Source organism: Cohnella silvisoli, from assembly GCF_021190915.1.
GTDB lineage: Bacteria > Bacillota > Bacilli > Paenibacillales > Paenibacillaceae > Cohnella > Cohnella silvisoli.
On record NZ_JAIOAP010000001.1, the window covers coordinates 413,583 to 433,527 of the forward strand.

13 protein-coding genes are annotated in these 19,945 nt (G+C 55.2%); 10 read left to right on the plus strand and 3 right to left on the minus strand.

What is annotated here, in order from left to right:
• Positions 1-71 precede the first annotated feature (71 nt).
• Positions 72-2,951, plus strand: coding sequence for a hypothetical protein (locus K7P76_RS01800; protein WP_232182359.1), 2,880 nt, complete (start codon positions 72-74; stop codon positions 2,949-2,951).
• Positions 2,952-2,958: 7 nt separating this feature from the next.
• Here K7P76_RS01800 and K7P76_RS01805 read toward each other — a convergent pair whose 3' ends face one another.
• On the minus strand, positions 2,959-3,960 hold the full coding sequence (locus tag K7P76_RS01805; protein ID WP_232182360.1) for an electron transfer flavoprotein subunit alpha/FixB family protein: 1,002 nt from the start codon (positions 3,958-3,960) through the stop codon (positions 2,959-2,961).
• Positions 3,961-4,001: 41 nt separating this feature from the next.
• Positions 4,002-4,928: an electron transfer flavoprotein subunit beta/FixA family protein gene (locus K7P76_RS01810; protein WP_232182361.1), complete on the minus strand. Its 927-nt coding sequence runs from the start codon at positions 4,926-4,928 to the stop codon at positions 4,002-4,004.
• 222 nt (positions 4,929-5,150) lie between these two features.
• Between K7P76_RS01810 and K7P76_RS33385 the strand changes: the two genes are divergently transcribed.
• From K7P76_RS33385 to map, 8 genes are all read left to right on the plus strand, one after another.
• The gene (locus K7P76_RS33385) at positions 5,151-7,400 is read left to right on the plus strand and encodes a (Fe-S)-binding protein (RefSeq protein ID WP_232182362.1); all 2,250 of its coding nucleotides are present in this window, start codon (positions 5,151-5,153) and stop codon (positions 7,398-7,400) included.
• 61 nt (positions 7,401-7,461) lie between these two features.
• A complete protein-coding gene (locus K7P76_RS01820; RefSeq protein ID WP_309244720.1) occupies positions 7,462-9,795 on the plus strand; it encodes a 3-hydroxyacyl-CoA dehydrogenase/enoyl-CoA hydratase family protein in 2,334 nt (777 codons plus the stop codon).
• Positions 9,796-10,201: 406 nt separating this feature from the next.
• Positions 10,202-11,389, plus strand: coding sequence for a thiolase family protein (locus K7P76_RS01825; RefSeq protein WP_232182363.1), 1,188 nt, complete (start codon positions 10,202-10,204; stop codon positions 11,387-11,389).
• Positions 11,390-11,645: 256 nt separating this feature from the next.
• Positions 11,646-13,436 carry an acyl-CoA dehydrogenase FadE gene (locus tag K7P76_RS01830; RefSeq protein ID WP_232182364.1) on the plus strand — a complete coding sequence of 597 codons (1,791 nt, stop codon included), beginning with the start codon at positions 11,646-11,648 and terminating at the stop codon, positions 13,434-13,436.
• 13 nt (positions 13,437-13,449) lie between these two features.
• On the plus strand, positions 13,450-15,138 hold the full coding sequence (locus K7P76_RS01835; RefSeq protein WP_232182371.1) for a long-chain-fatty-acid--CoA ligase: 1,689 nt from the start codon (positions 13,450-13,452) through the stop codon (positions 15,136-15,138).
• A 170-nt stretch (positions 15,139-15,308) separates the two neighbouring features.
• Complete coding sequence (locus K7P76_RS01840; protein ID WP_232182373.1) at positions 15,309-16,112, plus strand: FHA domain-containing protein; 804 nt, start codon at positions 15,309-15,311, stop codon at positions 16,110-16,112.
• Between the two features lie 223 nt (positions 16,113-16,335).
• Positions 16,336-16,524, plus strand: coding sequence for a hypothetical protein (locus tag K7P76_RS01845; RefSeq protein WP_144700512.1), 189 nt, complete (start codon positions 16,336-16,338; stop codon positions 16,522-16,524).
• Positions 16,525-16,646: 122 nt separating this feature from the next.
• Positions 16,647-17,435, plus strand: a complete 789-nt coding sequence (gene map / locus K7P76_RS01850; RefSeq protein WP_232182384.1) for a type I methionyl aminopeptidase — start codon at positions 16,647-16,649, stop codon at positions 17,433-17,435.
• 306 nt (positions 17,436-17,741) lie between these two features.
• On the opposite strand, the gene K7P76_RS01855 is transcribed toward map, so the two are convergent.
• The gene (locus K7P76_RS01855) at positions 17,742-18,464 is read right to left on the minus strand and encodes a hypothetical protein (RefSeq protein ID WP_232182386.1); all 723 of its coding nucleotides are present in this window, start codon (positions 18,462-18,464) and stop codon (positions 17,742-17,744) included.
• A 412-nt stretch (positions 18,465-18,876) separates the two neighbouring features.
• Here K7P76_RS01855 and coxB point away from each other — a divergent pair, with 412 nt between their 5' ends.
• Positions 18,877-19,905: a cytochrome c oxidase subunit II gene (gene coxB, locus K7P76_RS01860; RefSeq protein WP_232182387.1), complete on the plus strand. Its 1,029-nt coding sequence runs from the start codon at positions 18,877-18,879 to the stop codon at positions 19,903-19,905.
• Positions 19,906-19,945: the final 40 nt, after the last annotated feature.

Consider the following 19,945-nt stretch of genomic DNA (forward strand, 5'->3'; position numbering starts at 1 on the left):
TCCTTGATTGATACAAGTCAAGCAAGGGCGCATATTAATCTTTCATACCGAAAGTAAAGGAGCCGAGAGCGATGAGAAAATGGATGGCAAGATGGATGTTAATCGTGATGGCGGTAGCTCTATTCCCCTTATATGGTCAAGAGGGACAGGCTGCTGCCGCTGCGACGATCTCACATGATACCGTCAATAAAAGGGTAACCATGGAGGGGAGCCGGTATAGTATGGTTTTTGAGTACAACGGTCAAGCGAGAATTTCCTCCCTTATCGTCGACGGCCAGCAAACGCTCGATACGACAGCGAATTCGGGTATTTATTCGGGTTTGTACAATGGCGCATGGGTAACAACGCAGGCAGGAATAAGCACGCCCACCGTAACGGTGAATATGACGGCTAAAGTTGTAACCGCTATCATTTCCACTTCGGCGGTAAACGAGATCTGGACTTTTACGGTAACGGACGACGACGTGTCTTGGAAGCTGGATCGGACATTCAAGGCTAACATGACATTGAGCGAGCAAGGGTTGCCGATAATCAATTTAGCGGAAAATGCTTTCGAGCATATGCGTTGGCCGGAGGATGGAGGGAACTTTCCGGTTGGCGGAACTTTGGTCAACAAGCAACGCAAGTGGTTGGGTACCGGTACGGGCTATGATAGCAACGTACGAGTAGCTAAGGAGCAAATCTCGTACACGCTGCTTAATCCGAGCACGAATTTGGCTCTTTCGATTACAGGCACGAGCAACAGAAGCGGGCTTGACCGGGGCGTCGCAACTGAAGTCCGGCGGGTCACTACGCAGACGAGCCCGACGGTCGTGCATCCTTTGCGGCTATTCTTGGTGGCGTCTGCTAGCGATCTTCAATACGCGACCGGGACTTCCCTCGGATACAGCACCTCGGAATGCACCGGTCATATGCGATGCGACGGAGCATCGGTTTATTCGCCGGTCGCGGCAACGAGCGGACAGACCGACAGCGTCACCTTAAAGTTCGCTCCGGATAGCGTAGACGCTTATTACGATCTGGGAACGTTGTACGGCGTGGACGAGCAGGCATTATCTTATGCCATTAACCAATACGGAAGATGGATGATGCAGGACAAGAAACGCGGTGCGTCAGCGGAGGCTTCGATCATGAAGAGCGAGGTGCCGCCTCTTGAGATGCAATGGATCGGCCAGATGATCGAGATTTTCGGCTCGCCGGAAGCTGTCACCGCTTATAAATACGGTTTGGAGAATATCAGGGATTGGCTGGTCGAGAGCGGAACAGGCCAAATCGTGTGCTGCCGTCCCGGGTCCTCCGCTTCGATCAATTGGGGGACGGGCTATCGAGACCAGGCTTCCGGATATGCCCTTGGGGTTGCCAAAGCCTATGCGTTGGACGGACAATCCTCCTGGCTGCAAAGCATGAAAGCTTCGGTAGAAGCGGGGCTGGACTTTACGATCAATAACCAGATGAATGCAAAGACCCGACTGATCACGAACATGCAGAACACGAGTGATTCGATCTACAGCAACGATTACTGGGAAAGCTCGACCGGTACCTATAACGGTTACGCTTCCGCTTTGTTCTACGACGCGCTTACACAGTGGGCCAAGCTGGAAAGATACGTTCTCGGAAACACGGCTAAGGCAACGACTTATGAAGGCATCGCCGCTACCTTGAAGACAAACTTCAACAAGGATATAGCCGCCGGAGGACTCTGGTCGCCTGCGACGCAGTCCTTCTTGTACGGGTCGTCCAATCAGGATGTCCGGCATTTGCCGACGCAAGCCGCGGTTCTGAAGAGCGACTTGGCAACCCCTGCGAGGAAACAACAGATGGTTGCGGGCGTCGAATCGGAAGTTTATGCGAATAAATCGAATCACCATTTCATGAATTACAGGGATTTGTATATTTCGGGAGCGGCTGCGCCAAGCTGCGGCAAGGGCGCAGAGAACGGAGGCTGGTACGGTACGCCGGAGGGCGACTTCTTCGCAGGGTATCCGGCGCTCAACGATCGCACCAAAATTCCCGTATACGAAGGGAATTTCCTGAATCGCTATTACGGTGACGGATTTTACGACAGCTCCGCCTGGCATAGAAGCAACCCTTATCAAGGCTGCGGCTTCGAATATTGGTTCCCTACCCACGTCATGCCCGCTTGGGGATTATATGCCTATGGCTACGGTTTTCAACCGCAATATAACGAGCTTGTCGTTGCGCCATTCATCAGCGCAGATATGACAGGCTCCATTGTGAAATACAGGTGGAGAGGACAGCCGCTAACCGTGACATACAACGGCCAAACTTCTTTCACCGTCAATGCTGCATCGCTGCCTACGAACATTAGGCTGAGATGGTTAAATCAGACGCCGGGATCGACTCATACAGTGACGATGGACGGAACGCCGAACACGATGATCGCGGATGCCGGGGGGAATGTCGAAGCCGTCATGAGCAGCACGGGAACACATTCGTATATTTGTGTTACCTGTACGGTCGCAAACCCATCGACGGCCGGCACCTCGTTCATAACGGCCGTTCAGTCCAACGGTGCAACTCTGCGCACGGACGTGACGGAACAGGTCGGGCTTAAATTCACGGTCGGAGCCAATCCGATTACCGTTACTCAGCTTGGGCGTTACTATCATGCGGGTAACAATAAAGTCCATACTTTAAAGCTGGTGGACGCGACCGGGACAATCATCGCAACCGCAAGCGTCGACATGAATCAAGGTTCCCCGGACAGTATGGGCTTCCAGTACGGAGGGATATCGCCGGTGACGCTCAGTGCAAACGCGAGTTATTATTTATATAGCATGGAAATTCAGTATGGAGACAATTGGTACAATAATACCGCAACGTTGACGACGACGGCAGCTGCTGTGGTAGACCAAGCCTCGTACGGCGATAGAATCGTAAACGGGTCTTCGGGCAATACGTATGGACCGGTGAACTTCAAATACCAGTAGATTTTTGTTAAACGCCATTATTCCATTCCTCGATAAGAGCAGGGACGACTTCGAATAGATCCCCGACGATCCCGTAATCAGCTACGCTGAAGATGGGGGAGTCGGGGTCTTTGTTGATGGCGACGATGACTCGGGAGCGGCTCATGCCCGCGAGGTGCTGGACGGCGCCGCTGATGCCGCAGGCAATGTAGAGGTCTGGGGTGACGGTTTTTCCGGTTTGCCCGATCTGGAGGGCATAGTCGCAATAACCGGCATCGCAGGCTCCGCGCGACGCGCCAACGGCGCCGCCGAGCAGCGCTGCGAGCTGCGCGAGCGGGGCGAAGCCGGCGGCGCTCTTCACGCCGCGGCCTCCGGCGACGATAATCCGCGCCTCCGCGAGGTCGACCGCGCCGGAAGCCCGCCGCACGACATCGCGCACGATGATGCGCGATGGAGGAGGGTTGAACGGCAAGCTGCAGATAGGCGCGGCTGGTCCGGCGACGATGGCGGCGGGCGCGAAGTTGTTCGGGCGCACGGTGACGACCGTCGGGGCGCCCGGCACGAAAGCGCGCCGCTCGAGCGCTTTGCCCGCGTGCAGCGCACGCGTGAAAACGATGCGTCCGTCCGCGCCCCGGGCGGCGGCGAGCGCATCGGAAACCTGGCCTGCCCCGAGGCGTGCCGCGAGCCGCGGGGCAAGATCGCGCCCGATCGCGGTGTGGCCGAGCCACCACCACCGCGCCTCGGGCGCCAGTGCTTTCGCCGCCGCGAGCAGGGCGGCGAGGTGCACTTCCGGCGCATAGCGGCCGAGGATGGGGTGATCGATGACGATCACCTCATCCGGACCGCGCTGCGCCAGCAGCCCCGCGGCGGCGGAGACGGAGGCCGTGGCCTCGCCGTCGCCGCCGCCAAGCAGCAGGACGGCGAGGCTGTCGCCGTCCTGCATGCAGCCCTTTGCTGCGGCAATCGCCTCCAGCGATACTCGCCGCAGCTGGCCGTCGCGGCATTCCGCGACAACGATATGCGTTGCCATAGCCCCCTCACCCCCATGAGCACTTGTGCCTCGTTCCATCGTCACCGCACCTCCTTGAGCAAGTTTGCTTCGGAACGAAGCAAACTTAGCAGTTCCACCGCCTGCTCGCGCGGCGATCCCTCGAGCCTGCGGCCAGCCGCGCGAGCAGGCGGTGCGTCGCAATCCAGCCGCACGGTCCGAGGCGCAGCCTCAGCACTCGCGAGCTCCACTCCCAGATCTGCCGGCGTCAACTCCGTCAACGGCTTCCTCTTCGCCTTCATGATGCCGGCCAAAGCCGGGTAACGCGGCTCGTTAAGCCCTTGCTGCGCGGTCAACAAAGCGGGCAGCGGAAGCTCCAAGCTCTCGCTGTCTCCCTCGGCATCCTTAGTGACATGCAGCCATATGCCACTTCCCCTGTTTGCCCAGTCCTCGCTATCCCCCTCCGCGTCCCTTTCAACTAGCAGTATTTTTTCTTTTTCGCCCTTTTTGCCATACTCGCCCTTTTCACCGTTTAAGCCCTTTTCACCGTTTAAGCCCTTCTCACCCTTAGCCAAGCGAAAAGCGGTAACCGCCCCCGCATGCGGCCAACCGAGCAGCTCCGCTACGCGAATCGCAACCTGTCCCGCCCCATTGTCGACCGACAAATGCCCAGCCCAAACCAGGTCGTATGCTTTTAACTTCAACGCGCTGGCAAGCAATAAAGAGCAAGTATGTTCATCCGCCTCCCCATCCCGCAAATGAATCCATACCGCCTCATCGGCACCCATGGCTAGGGCAGTGCGCAGCGCTTCGACGCACTTCTCAGTACCCGCACTAATAACCGTAACCGTTCCGCCTACGTCTTCTTTTATCCGCAAAGCCTCCTCAAGCCCGTACTCGTCGTAAGGGTTGATGACTTTTTTCGCCCCGCTGTCCTCGATAATGCCGCCTCGCACGATGATCGGTTCGTCCGTCGCGATAACGGATTTGATCAGTACCGCGATATTCATGGTTTCCTCCTTGTAAACGTATTCGCAACCAAGCCGGCTGCCCGTGAGACGTGTCCTTTTTTGCCGATATGAGCATATGAAGGATGGGCTGAGGAATAAATTTACAAGTAACAAGCCGGTAAAAGGGTCTCACTTTCATCGTATGTCCCTAATGGATGGTTCAGAAGATCGCGGTTGGTTCCGGTCATTCCGAAGGGTGCAAGCTGGCGAGGGGGGAGCGAGGTGGGCGGTTCGATCAATGTTTGGGCAGCTGCGGCCGTAACCTTATGCGGTTTAGGTACCTTCGCTTGGATCGTTGCGGGGAAGGTCAGGCTTATTCTGGAGGGCGCGTCGAGCGGGGAGATGAGGCTGGAATGGCGGCGGGCCGTGAACGCGGCGGCACAGATTTTTGGACATCGCCGGTTGTTTCAGGATCGTCGCAGCGGATGGATGCATCTGGTCATTTTCTATGGGTTCATCATGCTGCAGCTAGGCGCTCTAGAAATATTGTGGAAAGGACTGCGGGGCACCTCGATGCCGCTTGCGGACAACGCCGTCTTTACGATGCTTCAGGAAACGACGGTTGCTTTAGTGTTGCTGGCGGTCGTTTACGCGGCTTTCCGAAGATACGGGGAAAAGCTGCCGAGGCTGCCCAAGGGGTGGAAGCCGCTTCTCGTACTCATCTGGATCGGGGCTTTAATGCTGTCGGTCATATTCACGCTTGCATTCGATAAGTTGCGCGAAGGGGCTTCGGAATCTGGTGCGACATCCCTCCAATACACTCCGATCTCTTCCGTTGCGGCAGAAGGGATTGAAAAATTAGCGGGAGCGCCCTCTGTAGTCAACGCCATTAGTGCCGTCAACGCCAAATTCATCGGCCCGCCGCCTCCGCCACTCCTTGCGGTAAAAGGCTGGGTACAAACCGGGTATGAAATTTCATGGTGGCTACATTTGCTCCTCTTGCTCGGATTTCTCGTGTACGTACCGCTTTCGAAACATTTTCATATTTTCACCGCGCCCGTGAATTGGTTGCTGCGTCCGACAGGTCCCCCTAAGCTCGCTAAAATAAATCTGGAAAACGAGGAAGCCGAGAAGTTCGGAATGAACGCGATTGAAGATTTGACGCGCAAGCAGAGACTCGATCTGTTCGCGTGCGTGGAGTGTGGCCGATGTACGGACGTATGTCCGGCGGCCGGTACGGACAAAGGGCTTTCTCCCATGCACCTGATGATCAAACTGCGGGATACGCTTCAGCGCAAAGGGATGGAATTCAAACCGGCGGATACGGTGGCAGGGGAGGTGTCTTCTTATGACGTCTTACGTTCTCACGCCCCGACCGCCGTCTCACCCAACGCAACGAGCATAAGCTCTACGATGGATTGGCAAACGAAGGGCTGGATGAAGCGTGACGCTCGAACATTGGAATTTCCGGGGGAAGTTCCACCCCATACGCCCGCGCTGATCGGTGAAGTCATCACCGAAAAAGAGCTCTGGGCCTGCACGACCTGCCGTCACTGCGAAGAACGTTGTCCGGTCGGCAACTTGCAGCTTGCGCCTTTGATGGAGATGCGGCGTTACTTGGTGCTTACGGAAGGCAAGATGCCGTCGGAAGCGAGGCGGACGCTGCAGAACATCGACCGTCAAAGCAATCCCTGGGGTTTTCCCCGCCAAGACCGTACGGCTTGGATGGAGGAATTCACAGTCGTGGAAGGCTGGAATGTTCCGACGCTTCGCGACAATCCGAATCCTGACTGGCTGTGGTGGGTGGGCAGCATGGGCGCTTACGATTCACGCGCACGCCGCGTTACTTTTGCTTTTGCGATGCTGCTCCGGCAAGCGGGCGTCTCTTTCGCCGTTCTTGGCGCCGAGGAACGCAATTCCGGCGACACCCCTAGGCGGCTCGGAGACGAGTTTCTGTTTCAGGAGCTTTGCAGGACGAACATTGCCACCTTTCAGAACTACGGCATTAAGAAGATCGTTACGACGTGTCCGCATACTTATCACCTTTTTCGCAACGAGTATACGGATTTCGGCTTTGAGGCCGAGGTTAGGCATCATACGGAGTTGCTGGCGGATTTGCTGGAGCGCAAGCGCCTCACTCCCCGGCATCCCGTCTCCCGGACGCTGACGCTCCACGATTCTTGTTATCTTGCTCGTTATAACGGCGTGACGGAGGCGCCCCGGGCGATTTTGTCGGCGATACCGGAGCTTGAGACGAGGGAAATGGAACGATCCGGCAAACAAGGGCTATGTTGCGGGGCCGGCGGCGGGCGGATGTGGATGGAGGAGCCTGGGCGCAGGGTGAACGAAGTTCGGACCGCGCAAGCGCTCGCAACCGGCGCGCAAATGATCGGATCGGCTTGCCCGTATTGCCTAACGATGATGGAGGAGGGCTTGCGCAAGCTTGGGGCGGAGGAGCGGACCGGCGCGCTGGATGTAGCGGAAGTATTGGCCTTGTCCGTTTTCGGCGCTGCGGGCGGGGCAGTCTCATGATAACGAAACATTACCGGGGGACAAAAAAACCTCTCGAGAGGAGTGAGGCTGCTTGTGGAACGTGCGGAAAGCGGCGGTGATCGGAGCGGGGGTAATGGGTTCGGCCATTGCGGCCCATTTGGCGAATGCCGGGATTCCGTGCCTGCTGTTGGATCTGGAAGGGCTGGCCGTCAAGGGGATCGCAAAGCTGAAGGAAACGAAGCCGTCACCCCTGTACGATCCGTCCTTCCTAACCCGAATACGGGCGGGCGACTTGGAACGGGACATCGCGCAGTTATCGGATTGCGACTGGATTATCGAAGCGGTTTCGGAAAAGCTCGAGATCAAGCATAACGTATGGGCTCGCATAGATTCCGCGTGGAGGCCTGGGATTATCGTCAGCAGCAACACCTCGGGCTTGTCGATCAATGATGTGACTTCGGTGTGCAGCAAGGCTTGCCGCGAGCAGGCGATGGTCACGCATTTTTTCAATCCGCCGCGTTATATGAAGCTTGTGGAAGTCGTTCCCTGCAAAGATACGGATCCGCGGGCGCTTGCGAAGGTGGCGCGGTTTTGCGAGGACCGGCTGGGCAAAGGGGTCGTTATCGCTAAGGATACGCCCAATTTTATCGCTAACCGGATCGGGACTTTCGCGATGCTTGCAACGCTTAAAGCTATGGAGAAACATGGCCTGACGGTGGATGAGGTGGATGCAGTAACCGGGCCTATCCTTGGCCGGCCCAAAAGCGCCACTTTCCGCACGTTGGACCTCATCGGACTAGACACTTTCCTGAACGTGTGCCGCAACGTTGGGGAGATGATCGAGGACCCCGTTGAGGCTGCCGCTTTTTCGGCTCCCGCGATGATCGAGGAGATGGTAGCGCAAGGGCGGCTCGGGGAAAAAAGCGGGGGCGGCTTCTATCGCAAAAATAACGCGGAGAAAGGCAAAGACCGCATTCAAGCGCTCGATCCGCAGACGATGACCTATGGCCCGCGCAAGAAAATCTCCTCTCCCGCGCTGGAAGCGGCGAAGCTAGCGAAAGGGAATGCCGGCAGACTGCAAGCGCTGCTTGATGCGGCGGATTCCGATCGGTTGGCTGCGTTTGCCCGCGATGTGCTGGAAGCTGCGCTTTGTTATTCGGCGGAGAAGCTTGGCGAAATCGCCGACACCTCCGACGAGATCGACCGGGCGATGAGATGGGGGTTTAACTGGGAGGAGGGACCTTTCGAAACTTGGGACTCTCTCGGGGTAGCGGAAACCGCGGCGAGATTGGAGGCGCGCGGAAAGATTGTGCCGGCGCCGGTTGCTTCGATGCTGGATAAGGGCGCGGCCTCTTTTTATTCCAAGAAGGAAGGTTCACTGTTCTATTATTCGCAAGGGAAATACAAGGCGGTAGAGGAACGGCCGGAGGAATTGTCTCTTGGCTTGTTGAAGGAACGCGGCAGGACGGTATTCGCTGCGGATGGGGCGAGCTTAATCGATTTAGGCGATGAGGTGGCTTGCTTGGAGTTTCATTCTCCGCACAATGCCATCGGTCCGGGTGTACTGTCCGCGATTCGCCAGGCGTCCGAGGAGGTGGACAGTAACTGGCGGGGGCTGGTCATTGCCAACGAAGGGCGCAATTTCTGCGTAGGTGCCAATCTGCTGCTGCTGCTGATGGAAGCGGAAAACGGGGAATGGGAGGAAATCGACCTCATTATCCGCCAGTTTCAGCAAAGCATGAGGTCGCTTCGGCTGATGCCCCGCCCAGTCGTAGCGACTCCTCATCGGATGACTTTGGGCGGCGGCGTGGAGGCATGTTTGCCTGCGGACCGGATTTTGTTCGCCGCGGAAACCTACTTCGGGCTTGTGGAAACAGGTGTCGGATTAATCCCCGCGGGAGGAGGCTGTTTAGCTGCGGCAGTTTTGGCGGCGGAGCGAGCGGAAGCGGCTAATCTGACGGATGTCACGCAGCCGATATCTCTTCTGTTTGAGTCGATCGCCATGGCCAAAGTGTCGGAAAGCGCCTATCAGGTGAAGCAGTTGGGTTACTGGCGGCCTGGGGACGCGGTCGTCATTCGGGAAGAGACGCGAATCGCCGCCGCGAAAAGAGCGGTATTAGAGCTGGACCGCCTAGGATATGCCGTTCCCGAGGCGGATCGGCGGGTTTCCGTCGGCGGCCGCGAGGCCGCAACCGTGCTGAAGCTCGCAGTTTCATCGATGCGCCGCGGCGGCTACATCTCCGAGCACGATGCCCGCATCGCCGGGAAGCTGGCGGAAGTTTTGAGCGGCGGCGACGTTCCCGCCGGAACAGCCGTCAGCGAGCAGCATCTGCTCGATCTGGAGCGGGAAGCGTTCCTAAGCCTCTGCGGCGAACCGCTCACCCAAGCCCGCATGCGCCAAATGCTAGCCACGGGCAAGCCTCTTCGGAATTGAAGAGCCCGCCGTCGTCGGAATAAGCGACTATGGCGGGGCCAAAACCAACCAATCCCCTCCCAAGGTCGGAAAAAGCGACTATGGTGGGGCCAAAACTAACGAATCCCCTCCCAAGGTCGGAAAAAGTGACTATAGCGGGCACCCAACACACCACTGTCCTCTCAAGGTCGGGAAAAGCGACTATAGCAGGCACTCAACACACTACCGTCCTCTCATGGTCGGAAAAAGCGACTATGGAGCAGCGATAAATGTTGCTCAAGTACCCGATAGGCCTGCAATAGTGGTTACTTTTGCGGGTTATAGGTACTCCGAAGCTAAATGGTTTTCTGTACAGGTACTTTTTGCGATAAATGTTACTTGGGTACTTCTAGCGACTGACTCAATCTAAGTCAAGGAGGGGAGAGCCATGTCAGCCAGAGAGGCGGTCATAGTCTCGGCGGTACGCACGGCGGTGGGGCGGGGCAAGAAGGGCAGCTTCGCGCAAACCCGCCCGGAGGACCTTGGCGCCACGGCAATTAGGGAAGCCGTGCAGCGGGTGCCGGGACTAAGCCCGGCAGACATCGACGACGTCATCATCGGCTGCGCGATGCCGGAAGGGGAGCAAGGGCTGAACGTTGCCCGGCTGATCACGCTTCACGCCGGGTTCCCCGTTCACGTGCCGGCCGTCACCGTGAATCGGTTTTGCGCATCCGGCCTGCAGGCGATCGCCCAAGCGGCTGCTGCCATCCAGAGCGGCGTCGCCGATGCGATCGTCGCCGGCGGCGTAGAAAGCATGAGCCGGATACCGATGACCGGCTTTAAGCTGTCCCCGCATCCCGGGCTCTGGGATGCGATGCCTGCCGCCTACATGGGCATGGGCCATACGGCGGAGCTCGTTGCTAAGCGATGCGGCGTAACGCGGGAAATGCAAGACCGGTTCGCGGCGGACAGTCATCGCAAAGCTGCCGCCGCGATTGCTTCGCAAAGGTTCCAAGAGGAGATCATCCCGATCCTTACAACGACCACAACGATAGATCCGGTTACGGGACAAATTCAAACTCAGCAGCAGGCCATAAGCCAGGATGAATGCGTCCGTCCCGACACCGCAACGGAGAAGCTGGCCCTGCTCAAGCCATCCTTCGCCGTGAACGGTACGGTAACAGCAGGCAATTCCTCGCCTTTCAGCGATGGGGCTGCGGCGGTTGTCGTCATGAGCCGCGAGAAGGCAGACAGTCTCGGCATTCAGCCCATGGCTGTCTTTCGCGCTTATGCCGTCGCGGGAGTTCATCCGGAAATTATGGGTCTAGGCCCCGTCGAAGCCGTTCCTAAAGTACTCCGGCAAGCTAATCTTACGACCGAACAAGTATCGCTGTGGGAAATTAACGAAGCTTTCGCCGCGCAGTGCATTCCCGTGATCGACCGTTTGGAGATCGATCCCGATCTGGTCAACGTAAACGGTGGAGCTATCGCCCTTGGCCATCCTCTCGGCTGCACGGGAGCTAAGCTTACGGTCACTTTGCTGCACGAGTTGCTTCGACTTGGCGGCGGGTATGGCATAGTGACCATGTGCGTCGGCGGCGGCATGGGAGCGGCAGGGGTTTTCGAAGTTTTGTAGTTATGGTGTTATTGCGTGGAATGCCACGATGGAAAGTTACTCGAAAAAACCGACTAACTCACTCGCGGCAAGGCTCAACCGGGAAAGTTACTCGAAAAACCGACTAATTTATTCGCAGCAGGGTGCAACCGGGAAAGTTACTCGAAAAAACCGACTAACTCACTCGCGGCAAGGCTCAACCGGGAAAGTTACTCGAAAAAACCGGCTAATTTACTCACACCAGGTTCGGCAGAATCCAGAAAGGAGGTGGCGCACGATGTCAAACCCCGTTTGGGGCGGCGGAAGATTCATAGTCGATGATGCCGAACCGGAGCAAATCGTGACGCCCGAGGATTTCACGGAGGAACAGAAAATGCTGGCCGAGACGGTTCGCGCCTTCGTCGAACGGGACGTTAAACCCCGCGACGCCGATATCGAGAAGCTGGATTACGAATTAACGGTCCGATTAATGCGCAAAGCAGGAGAAATCGGCTTGCTCGGTGCGGACGTGCCGGAAGCCTACGGAGGCTTGGGGCTCGACAAAACAAGTACGACGCTGCTCTCGGAGACGTTGTCCCCGGCTTCCTCCTTCGCGCTTTCCGTCGGCGCGCACACGGGAATAGGGACGTTGCCCATCGTGTTCTTCGGCACACAAGAGCATAAGAGCCGCTGGCTTCCGCAACTGGCAAGCGGCGAACTCATAGCCGCCTATTGCCTGACGGAGCCCGGCTCCGGTTCCGACGCGCTGGGGGCGCGAACGAACGCCGTCCTCTCCGATGACGGCCAGCATTACATTCTCAACGGCTCTAAGCTTTATATCACGAATGCCGGTTTTGCCGATTTGTTCATCGTCTACGCGAAAGTGGATGGCGTTCATTTCAGCGCTTTTATCGTCGAACGGGGCACCTCCGGTTTCACGATCGGACCTGAAGAGCACAAGATGGGCATCAAAGGCTCGTCCACCCGGCCTCTCTTTTTCGAGGATGCCCGCATCCCCGTCGATCATCTGCTTGGCGAAGCGGGCAAAGGCCACTTGATCGCTTTCAATATTTTGAACATCGGCCGTTTTAAGCTAGCCGCAGGCTGTCTTGGCGGGATGAAGGAAGCGATTCAGCTATCATCCGCCTATGCCAATCAACGCAAGCAATTCGGCAAGCCGATCTCTTCCTTCCCTCTTGTTGCGGCAAAGCTGGCGGACATGAATACTCTCGCTTACGTGACGGAGAGCATGGTGTACCGAACTGCCGGACTCATCGACCAATCGCTTAGCCAAGCCGATCTTGACGGAGCGGACGGTGGGCTGCAAGCGGCCAAAGCCATTGCCGAGTATGTATTGGAATGCTCGATTAACAAGGTTTTCGCTTCCGAGGCGATGGATGCCGTCGTCGATGAAGGCGTTCAAATCCACGGAGGCTGCGGCTACATCCAGGAATACAAAATCGAAAGGCTGTACCGGGATTCCCGCATCAACCGGATTTTCGAAGGTACGAACGAAATCAACCGTCTGCTTATTCCCGCCACCCTGCTGAAACGTGCATTGAAAGGCGAACTTCCCCTAGTCGAGAGAGCGCAAGCACTGCAAAGGGAACTGCTGAATCCATCCCCGCTCTCCGCATCTACCGCAGCCCAAAGCCCTTTATCCAAACCAATAGCGATCGTAGCGGCGCTCAAAAAAGTATTCCTGATGGTCGGCGGACTCGCGGTGCAGAAGCACGGACTCAGGCTGGAGCGCGAGCAGGAAATCGTAGCATCGCTTGCGGACTTCATGATCGATCTATACGCGTTGGAGAGTGCGCTGCTAAGAGCCCGCAAAATAACTTTAAACGACGTGGACCCGCAAGCTTTGCAGCTGCCGATCGATATGACCGCTTTATTCGCGGAGGAAGCGGCGGAGAGAGCTGGGCAACGCGCCCGAGTTATTTTGGCAGCCTTGGAGAAAGGAGAAAGCCTGCGGCTGCAGCTGTCCGTGCTCAAAAGGCTGCTAAGGTTCGAACCGGCGGATCTTTCCGCCTTGCGCAAGCGCATATCCGCCCGTGTAATTTCTGCAGAGAGCTACGCCCTACTCTGAGGAGGAGAGCAGCGTGAGAGAGCATTCCGATCGACAGGAGAACGAGCGTCCTTGGTTACGTCATTATCCGTATCAAGTTTCCGCGTCTTATGAATATCCCAAACGCAATATCGCCACTATTTTAATCGATTCCGCACACGATTTTCCGAACAATGAAGCCCTTGATTTCTTGGGCAGGAGCTACACGTATAAGGAGCTGCAAAGGCAATGCCGCAAGTTCGCGAATGCCTTGAAAACCCTGCCCGTATCCAAAGGCGACCGCGTAGCCATCATGCTTCCCAATTGCCCTCAGGCCGTCATCGCCTATTACGGGGGATTGCTCGCCGGCGCGATCATCGTCCAGACGAATCCGATATATACCGAACGGGAACTGCATAATCAGCTTGTCGATTCAGGTGCGACAGTGCTGGTCACGCTCGATTTGCTCATGCCGAGAGTCAGCAAGGCCATAGAGGAAACGGCTATTCGGCATATTATTGTAACCTCGTTGTCCGATGGGCTTCCTTTTCCGAAAAACGTGCTGTACCCCGTCAAACGCCGCAAAGAATATCCTCACCTCAAAGTGAATTACAAAATCAAGGAAGTGATCCGATGGTCCTCCTTCATGCGTCGAGGCACTGAAACGGCAATTTGCGAGGAGGTGGACGCCGACAAGGACTTAGCCATGATCCAGTATACGGGAGGGACGACAGGGCAGCCCAAAGGGGTCATGCTGACGCATGGGAATCTCGTTGCCAACACTTTGCAGGTGGCCGTTTGGTGTTACCGAATGGAGCAGGGCAAGGAAAGGTACTTGGCGGCGCTGCCTTTGTTTCACGTGTTCGGGCTGACGGTACTGCTTAATCAAGCAATTTATAAGGCCGGTTCCTTGCTGCTCGTACCTCGATTCGATCCGAAAATGGTGCTGGAGACGATTCGCCGTCGGAAACCGACTATTTTTCCGGGGGCGCCGACAATGTACATTGCACTGCTTAACCATCCGCTTGCGCTGGAAGGCGATTTGGGTTCAATACGGGTATGCGTGAGCGGAGCGGCGCCTCTTCCCCGTGATGTACAGGATAAGTTCGAGCTGTTATCGGGCGGAAAGTTGATTGAAGGTTATGGATTAACCGAAACATCGCCTGTCTCGCATTGCAATCCCATATGGGGTTTCAGAAAGTCGGGCACGATCGGAGTGCCGCTCCCGGATACGGACGTGCGCATCGTTGGAGAAGACAGCCTGGAGCCGTTGCCCCTGGGAGAGATCGGAGAGCTGGCTGTCCGGGGTCCTCAGGTGATGGCGGGTTATTGGAACCGTCCGAAGGAGACGGACGCGGTGCTTCAAGACGGTTGGCTGCGGACGGGGGATCTGGGGACGATGGACGAGGATGGGTTCTTCACGATCATGGATCGGAAAAAAGATATGATTCTGGCAGGCGGATTTAACGTGTACCCGCGAGAGGTGGAGGAAGTTCTTTTCGAGCATCCGGCCGTTAAAGAAGCGTCCGTGCTTGGGGTGCCGGACGAGTATCGTGGGGAGACGGTTAAAGCTTATATTGTGCTGAAGGACGGCTGGCAAGTGTCGGAGATGCAGCTCGACCGATGGTGCCGGGATCGGCTTGCGGCATTTAAGGTTCCTAAGCAATATGAGTTTAGGGAAAACCTCCCGCTGTCGATAATTGGGAAGGTTTTACGCCGTAAATTGAAGGAGGAGCTTGAATAGAAAGAGGAAGAAAACCTTAATTTAACCTAAAAAATGGTTGGATTGAATTGAAGGGCAGCTTCTTTTTCGCTATAATGGTTCATGTGCGGAAAAACAACCTTTCTTTTCTGAACAATAAGGAAAGCGTTTACAATACGTGGGTTGCGTGCGGATGATACGGGGGTGAGGTTTTGACGAAGTTGGCGCGAGTTAAAAAAGGAAGGAGGGATCGCTTCAAGTGTATAGGGGGGATTGTCCCCCGATCGGTTAAGAAGATTATAGGCTCGGTCGCGGTTCTGTATGGAGCCGGAGTATCGGTAATGCCTCTGCATACTTTCGCTGCGGGATCTTTGGAAACATCAGCTTCCCAGGTGAAGGTCGGAACGCTGCCGCTGCTCGCTGCTCTCGGAGTCGGTATTGCGGTAGCTGTCGGAGCGGTCATTGCTTTCCTGCAGATGACGGCCAAAGGCAAAGAACTAAATGAACATTCTGCCGCGGCCGCCGAAGATAACGAACCTTATGAAGATATGCTAAATGAGGAATGGCACGATGAAGATACGAAGCCTAATTCAGAGTATGAAGATAATCCATTGACGGATTACACGATTCCCGTGACCAGGCTGCTAACGCATCCCGACCGCGCGGAAGCCGCCGTCGAAGGTGAGCCTAGATTATGCGGCGTTGAGGGAGAGCATGCGGGATCTTGTTATCGCATATTGAATCGACGGCTGTCCTTCGGCCGCGATCCCGTCCAATGCGCCATTCTGTTTCCCCATGAAGCGGGGGAAATCAGCCGCATGCATTGCACGTTAAGATTTATTGAGGATAAACGGTTGTTTATCCTTGAGGACCACGGCTCGTCGAACGGAACTTTTCTTGCGACGGGAGAGCGCCTGCAGCCAGGCATACATTATGAACTTCGTGCCGGGGAGCAGTTCTCTCTGTCTGGCAATAAGCACTTATTTGAGGTTCGGGACGAGGATTTGTTAACGTAAGGTTAACTTCCATGGTCACAGAAGCCTATTGTTTTTACTTTATCCCCCAGCCGAAAAATGGTATAATGAGAAAATGCAGGGACGTTTTCTTATATGGCAATAAAGCGGTGGAACGACTGAAGCTTGAAGGCAGAACCCTAATTCGGTTCTCCGGGTGGCGAAATACCGCCTCCGCTCCGGGATTTGCGCCGGGTCGGAATCCATTCCACTGGGAGGGAATTGCATGGCCAAACGCAGCCACAATGAAGTTCAAGAAAGTTTGCGAGAACTGACTAGAATTTTCCGCCCCAAGGATCCGCGCAAGTTTGTTAAAGATTACATCCGCAAATACCGGATTACCGGTGGATATGAAGATGAGTTGACCGTACTCGTAGAACGCGAGCTTACTAAATTAAATTCTCCCGCATCTTAAAGTTGCGGAGATGAACCGACTGGGTGAACGGCCTTTGGCCGCATTTCGGTCGGTTTTTTTATTACCTGTAGTCGCATCTCCCTCCAACGGAATAAATATAGAAGAAACAGGGAGGTGGGGAGATGGTCGCAGGAAGCAGCAGCGGGAACTCGGCAGCGCGTGGCGCAATTCCGATTCGCAATCGGGAAGAGCTCGCCGAGATGGCCAAGGCCGGGAGAGTGGCAGCACAGCTTAGACGAGAGCTAGGAAAACGGGTGGTACCCGGCGTATCGACAATGGAACTGAACCTTTTCGCTGAGCAATACATGCACGACCGGGGTGCAAGTCCTGCTCAGAAAGGCTATCACGGATATCCTTACGCGATTTGCGCGGCGGTCAACGAATGCGTGTGCCACGGAATGCCGGGCGGGCGACTACTGCGGGATGGGGATATTGTGACTTTGGATTTCGTTGTGGAGTTAAATGGGTGGATGGCGGATACTGCTTGGACATATGCCGTAGGCAATATAACGCCGGAAGCCAAACGGTTGAGAAAAGCGGCTTTTCAGGCAATGATGAGCGGAATCGAGCAAGTTAGGCCAGGACGAACGATCGGCGATATTGCCGCAGCGGTCGGACGCGTTGCCAATGACTCGGGGTCCTATGGCATTGTGAGCCAATTCGGCGGGCACGGGATCGGCAGGGCGATGCACGAGCCGCCGGAGGTGTCTTATGTAGGCAGAGCGAGAACAGGGCGAAAGCTCAAAGAGGGCATGGTCATTACGATAGAGCCGATGCTTACGATCGGCTCTCCGGAAGTTTACATTGCAGAAGATGGTTGGACGGTCATAACCGAAGATGGCGGATTGGCGGCCCAGTTCGAGCATACGGTTGCGGTAACCACGGAAGGTCCGGTTATCCTTACGCATTAATGAAAGCTCGGTCAATGGGGCTGTTTCAAGATGCTTAACGATCTGAGGGTAATTTCATCGCTTTGAGTACACTCGCTAAACTACTACCAAGGCTAAAAAAGTGCCTTCATCGTCTTCATCACACTCGCTAAACCACTACCAAGGCCAAAAAAATGCCTTCATCGTCTGCAGTACACTCGCTAAACCACTGCCAAGGCCAAAAAAGTACCTTCATCGTCTTCATCACACTCGCTCAACCCTTGCCAAGGCCAAAAAAGTGCCTTCATCGTCGTCAGCACATTCAAGCCCAGTCGCAACCCATGCGGGTTATCGGCTTGGGCTTGGTTGTTTTTTATCCGAAATCGGCAGCGGAACGGCATTCCCTCGACCGAATGTATATTGAACTAAAGCATTGAAGTCCTTGGTTAGCGGTGTCAGCGATTTTTTCAGCCAAGCGGCTTTGGCGAATTCCAGCGATTGATTGACGAACTCCCGATTAGCGGAAATGTGAACCTCTTGTGCTCGGGGGAACGAGTTTCTTACCGTATCGCCGATGACTTGCCGCAGCTCCGTGGATAGGTCGAAATAATCTTTATGAGTGAAGTAGGAGTTATAAGGAGTAGCTACCTGTCGATTGTCCCATTGCGGGCTGCCGTTGCTTACGTTATAGACGCCTTCGGTCGTACCCGTATTGTCTTGCTCGCGCGTCTTGGCGCCCCCTCTTGCTTTGGTGCCCGTTGCGGTCCAATCCGTAAGAATACCTACATAAGCGTTTTTATCGGTTAAAAAAACGAGCGCGGTGTTAATACCAGGTAAGGCGGCAACTTTGTTCGAAAGGGTGGCACTATATTCGAAATAACGGTTCTCGTGCTGCTTGGGATCCGCGGTTAAAGAGCCGTAGGAACGTACGCGCATCATTTTCGGATCGTTGGCTGCCCGGCTCGCATAGTCATTAGTGCTCTTCTGGTAGTGGGATTTGTAATTGCAGGCGGTTAGAAGTCCAAGCATTAAGGCAACTCCGATTATAGCGCACCAGCGTCGAGCCGACATGGGACAACCCCTCCTAGAAATTCAACGTGAATATAGGGTTTACCGCCGTTCGGAAAGTATGCAAGCAAGTGCGCACATAAAACTCGGACATATTGGCAAAAAGAAGGGGAGGAGTAAAAAGGCGAAAGCTGTCGACCTTATTTCTTTGAATCCGTCCCAGATACGGCACAAGAGGGGGACAAAGTTATGCCTAAATTCATGAAATCCCTAGAACGGCGGCGTATTTGACAGTTTTGAGAACAATTTGTGAACTGTTCTGTGAACATTGACAACAAGGCAGATCAATCTTTATATTTATTAGAGTGCTTGAAGAGCGTTTGTTGTATCGCTAGCAACATCCGTGCATATGTAGGAAAGCGTTTGCCACGCAGGGCAAAGGTTTTTTCTATGAAAACGTCAAATTGGGGTTGATATGATGAATCGGTGGCACGTAATGAAGCGGCTGCTTCCGCTGCTAACAGGTTTGGTGCTGCTATTGTCAGCATGTGGAAGAGAAGACCTCTCAACGCTGAATCCGCAAGGACCGGTAGCTGAGAAACAATTGGATTTGATGAAACTATCCATCGGCATCATGGCTTTGGTAGTTGTCGTTGTGTTCGCCATCTGTATTTATGTGCTGATTCGCTTTCGCCGCCGCTCTGGCGACAAGAGTATTCCGAAGCAAGTGGAAGGCAATCACACGCTTGAAATCATTTGGACGGTTATCCCGCTTGTCCTGCTCTTAATTCTCGGTGTGCCTACGATCAAAGATGTATTTGGTCTGGCCAAGGATTACAGTAAAGACAAAAACGCCGTGCAAGTAAGAGTTACGGCGCATCAATATTGGTGGGAATTCGAATACACGGGTTATGGAATTAAAACGGCTCAGGAATTAGTCGTTCCAACGGACAAAACCATTTCATTCGAGCTCGTCGGCGCGGATGTAAAGCACTCTTTCTGGATTCCTGCCATCGGCGGTAAAATGGATACGAACCCCGGAGTTACCAATCGGATGTATCTGGAGTTTCCTAAAGAAGGCGTGTTCCGGGGCAAATGCGCGGAATTGTGCGGACCTTCACATGCTTTAATGGATTTCAAAGCCAAGGCGGTTAGTCCTGCATCATTCGATCGCTGGGTTGCGGCGATGAAAGCTCCGGCTGTTATGCCTGCGGATGCGGAAATCGCGGAGAAGTTCACTTCCCAATGCTTGACTTGCCATGCGGTAGGCGAGAACGGCGGAAACAGCGCGCCTAACTTGACGGGCGTCGGCAGCAGGCAAACGATCGGCGGTATTCTGTATAACGATACGACCTCAGTAGAGAAGAATATTCACGACTGGGTGACGGATCCTCAGAAATATAAGTCCGGAGCAATGATGCCTAAAGCGGTAGAAAACGATTTGACGCAGGAGCAAGTGAGCGCCATTGCCAAGTACTTGGCTGAATATAAGCTCGATTATTAATTAACCGGGAACTGAAGGGGGTACGTAGCCTTGGCAGCAC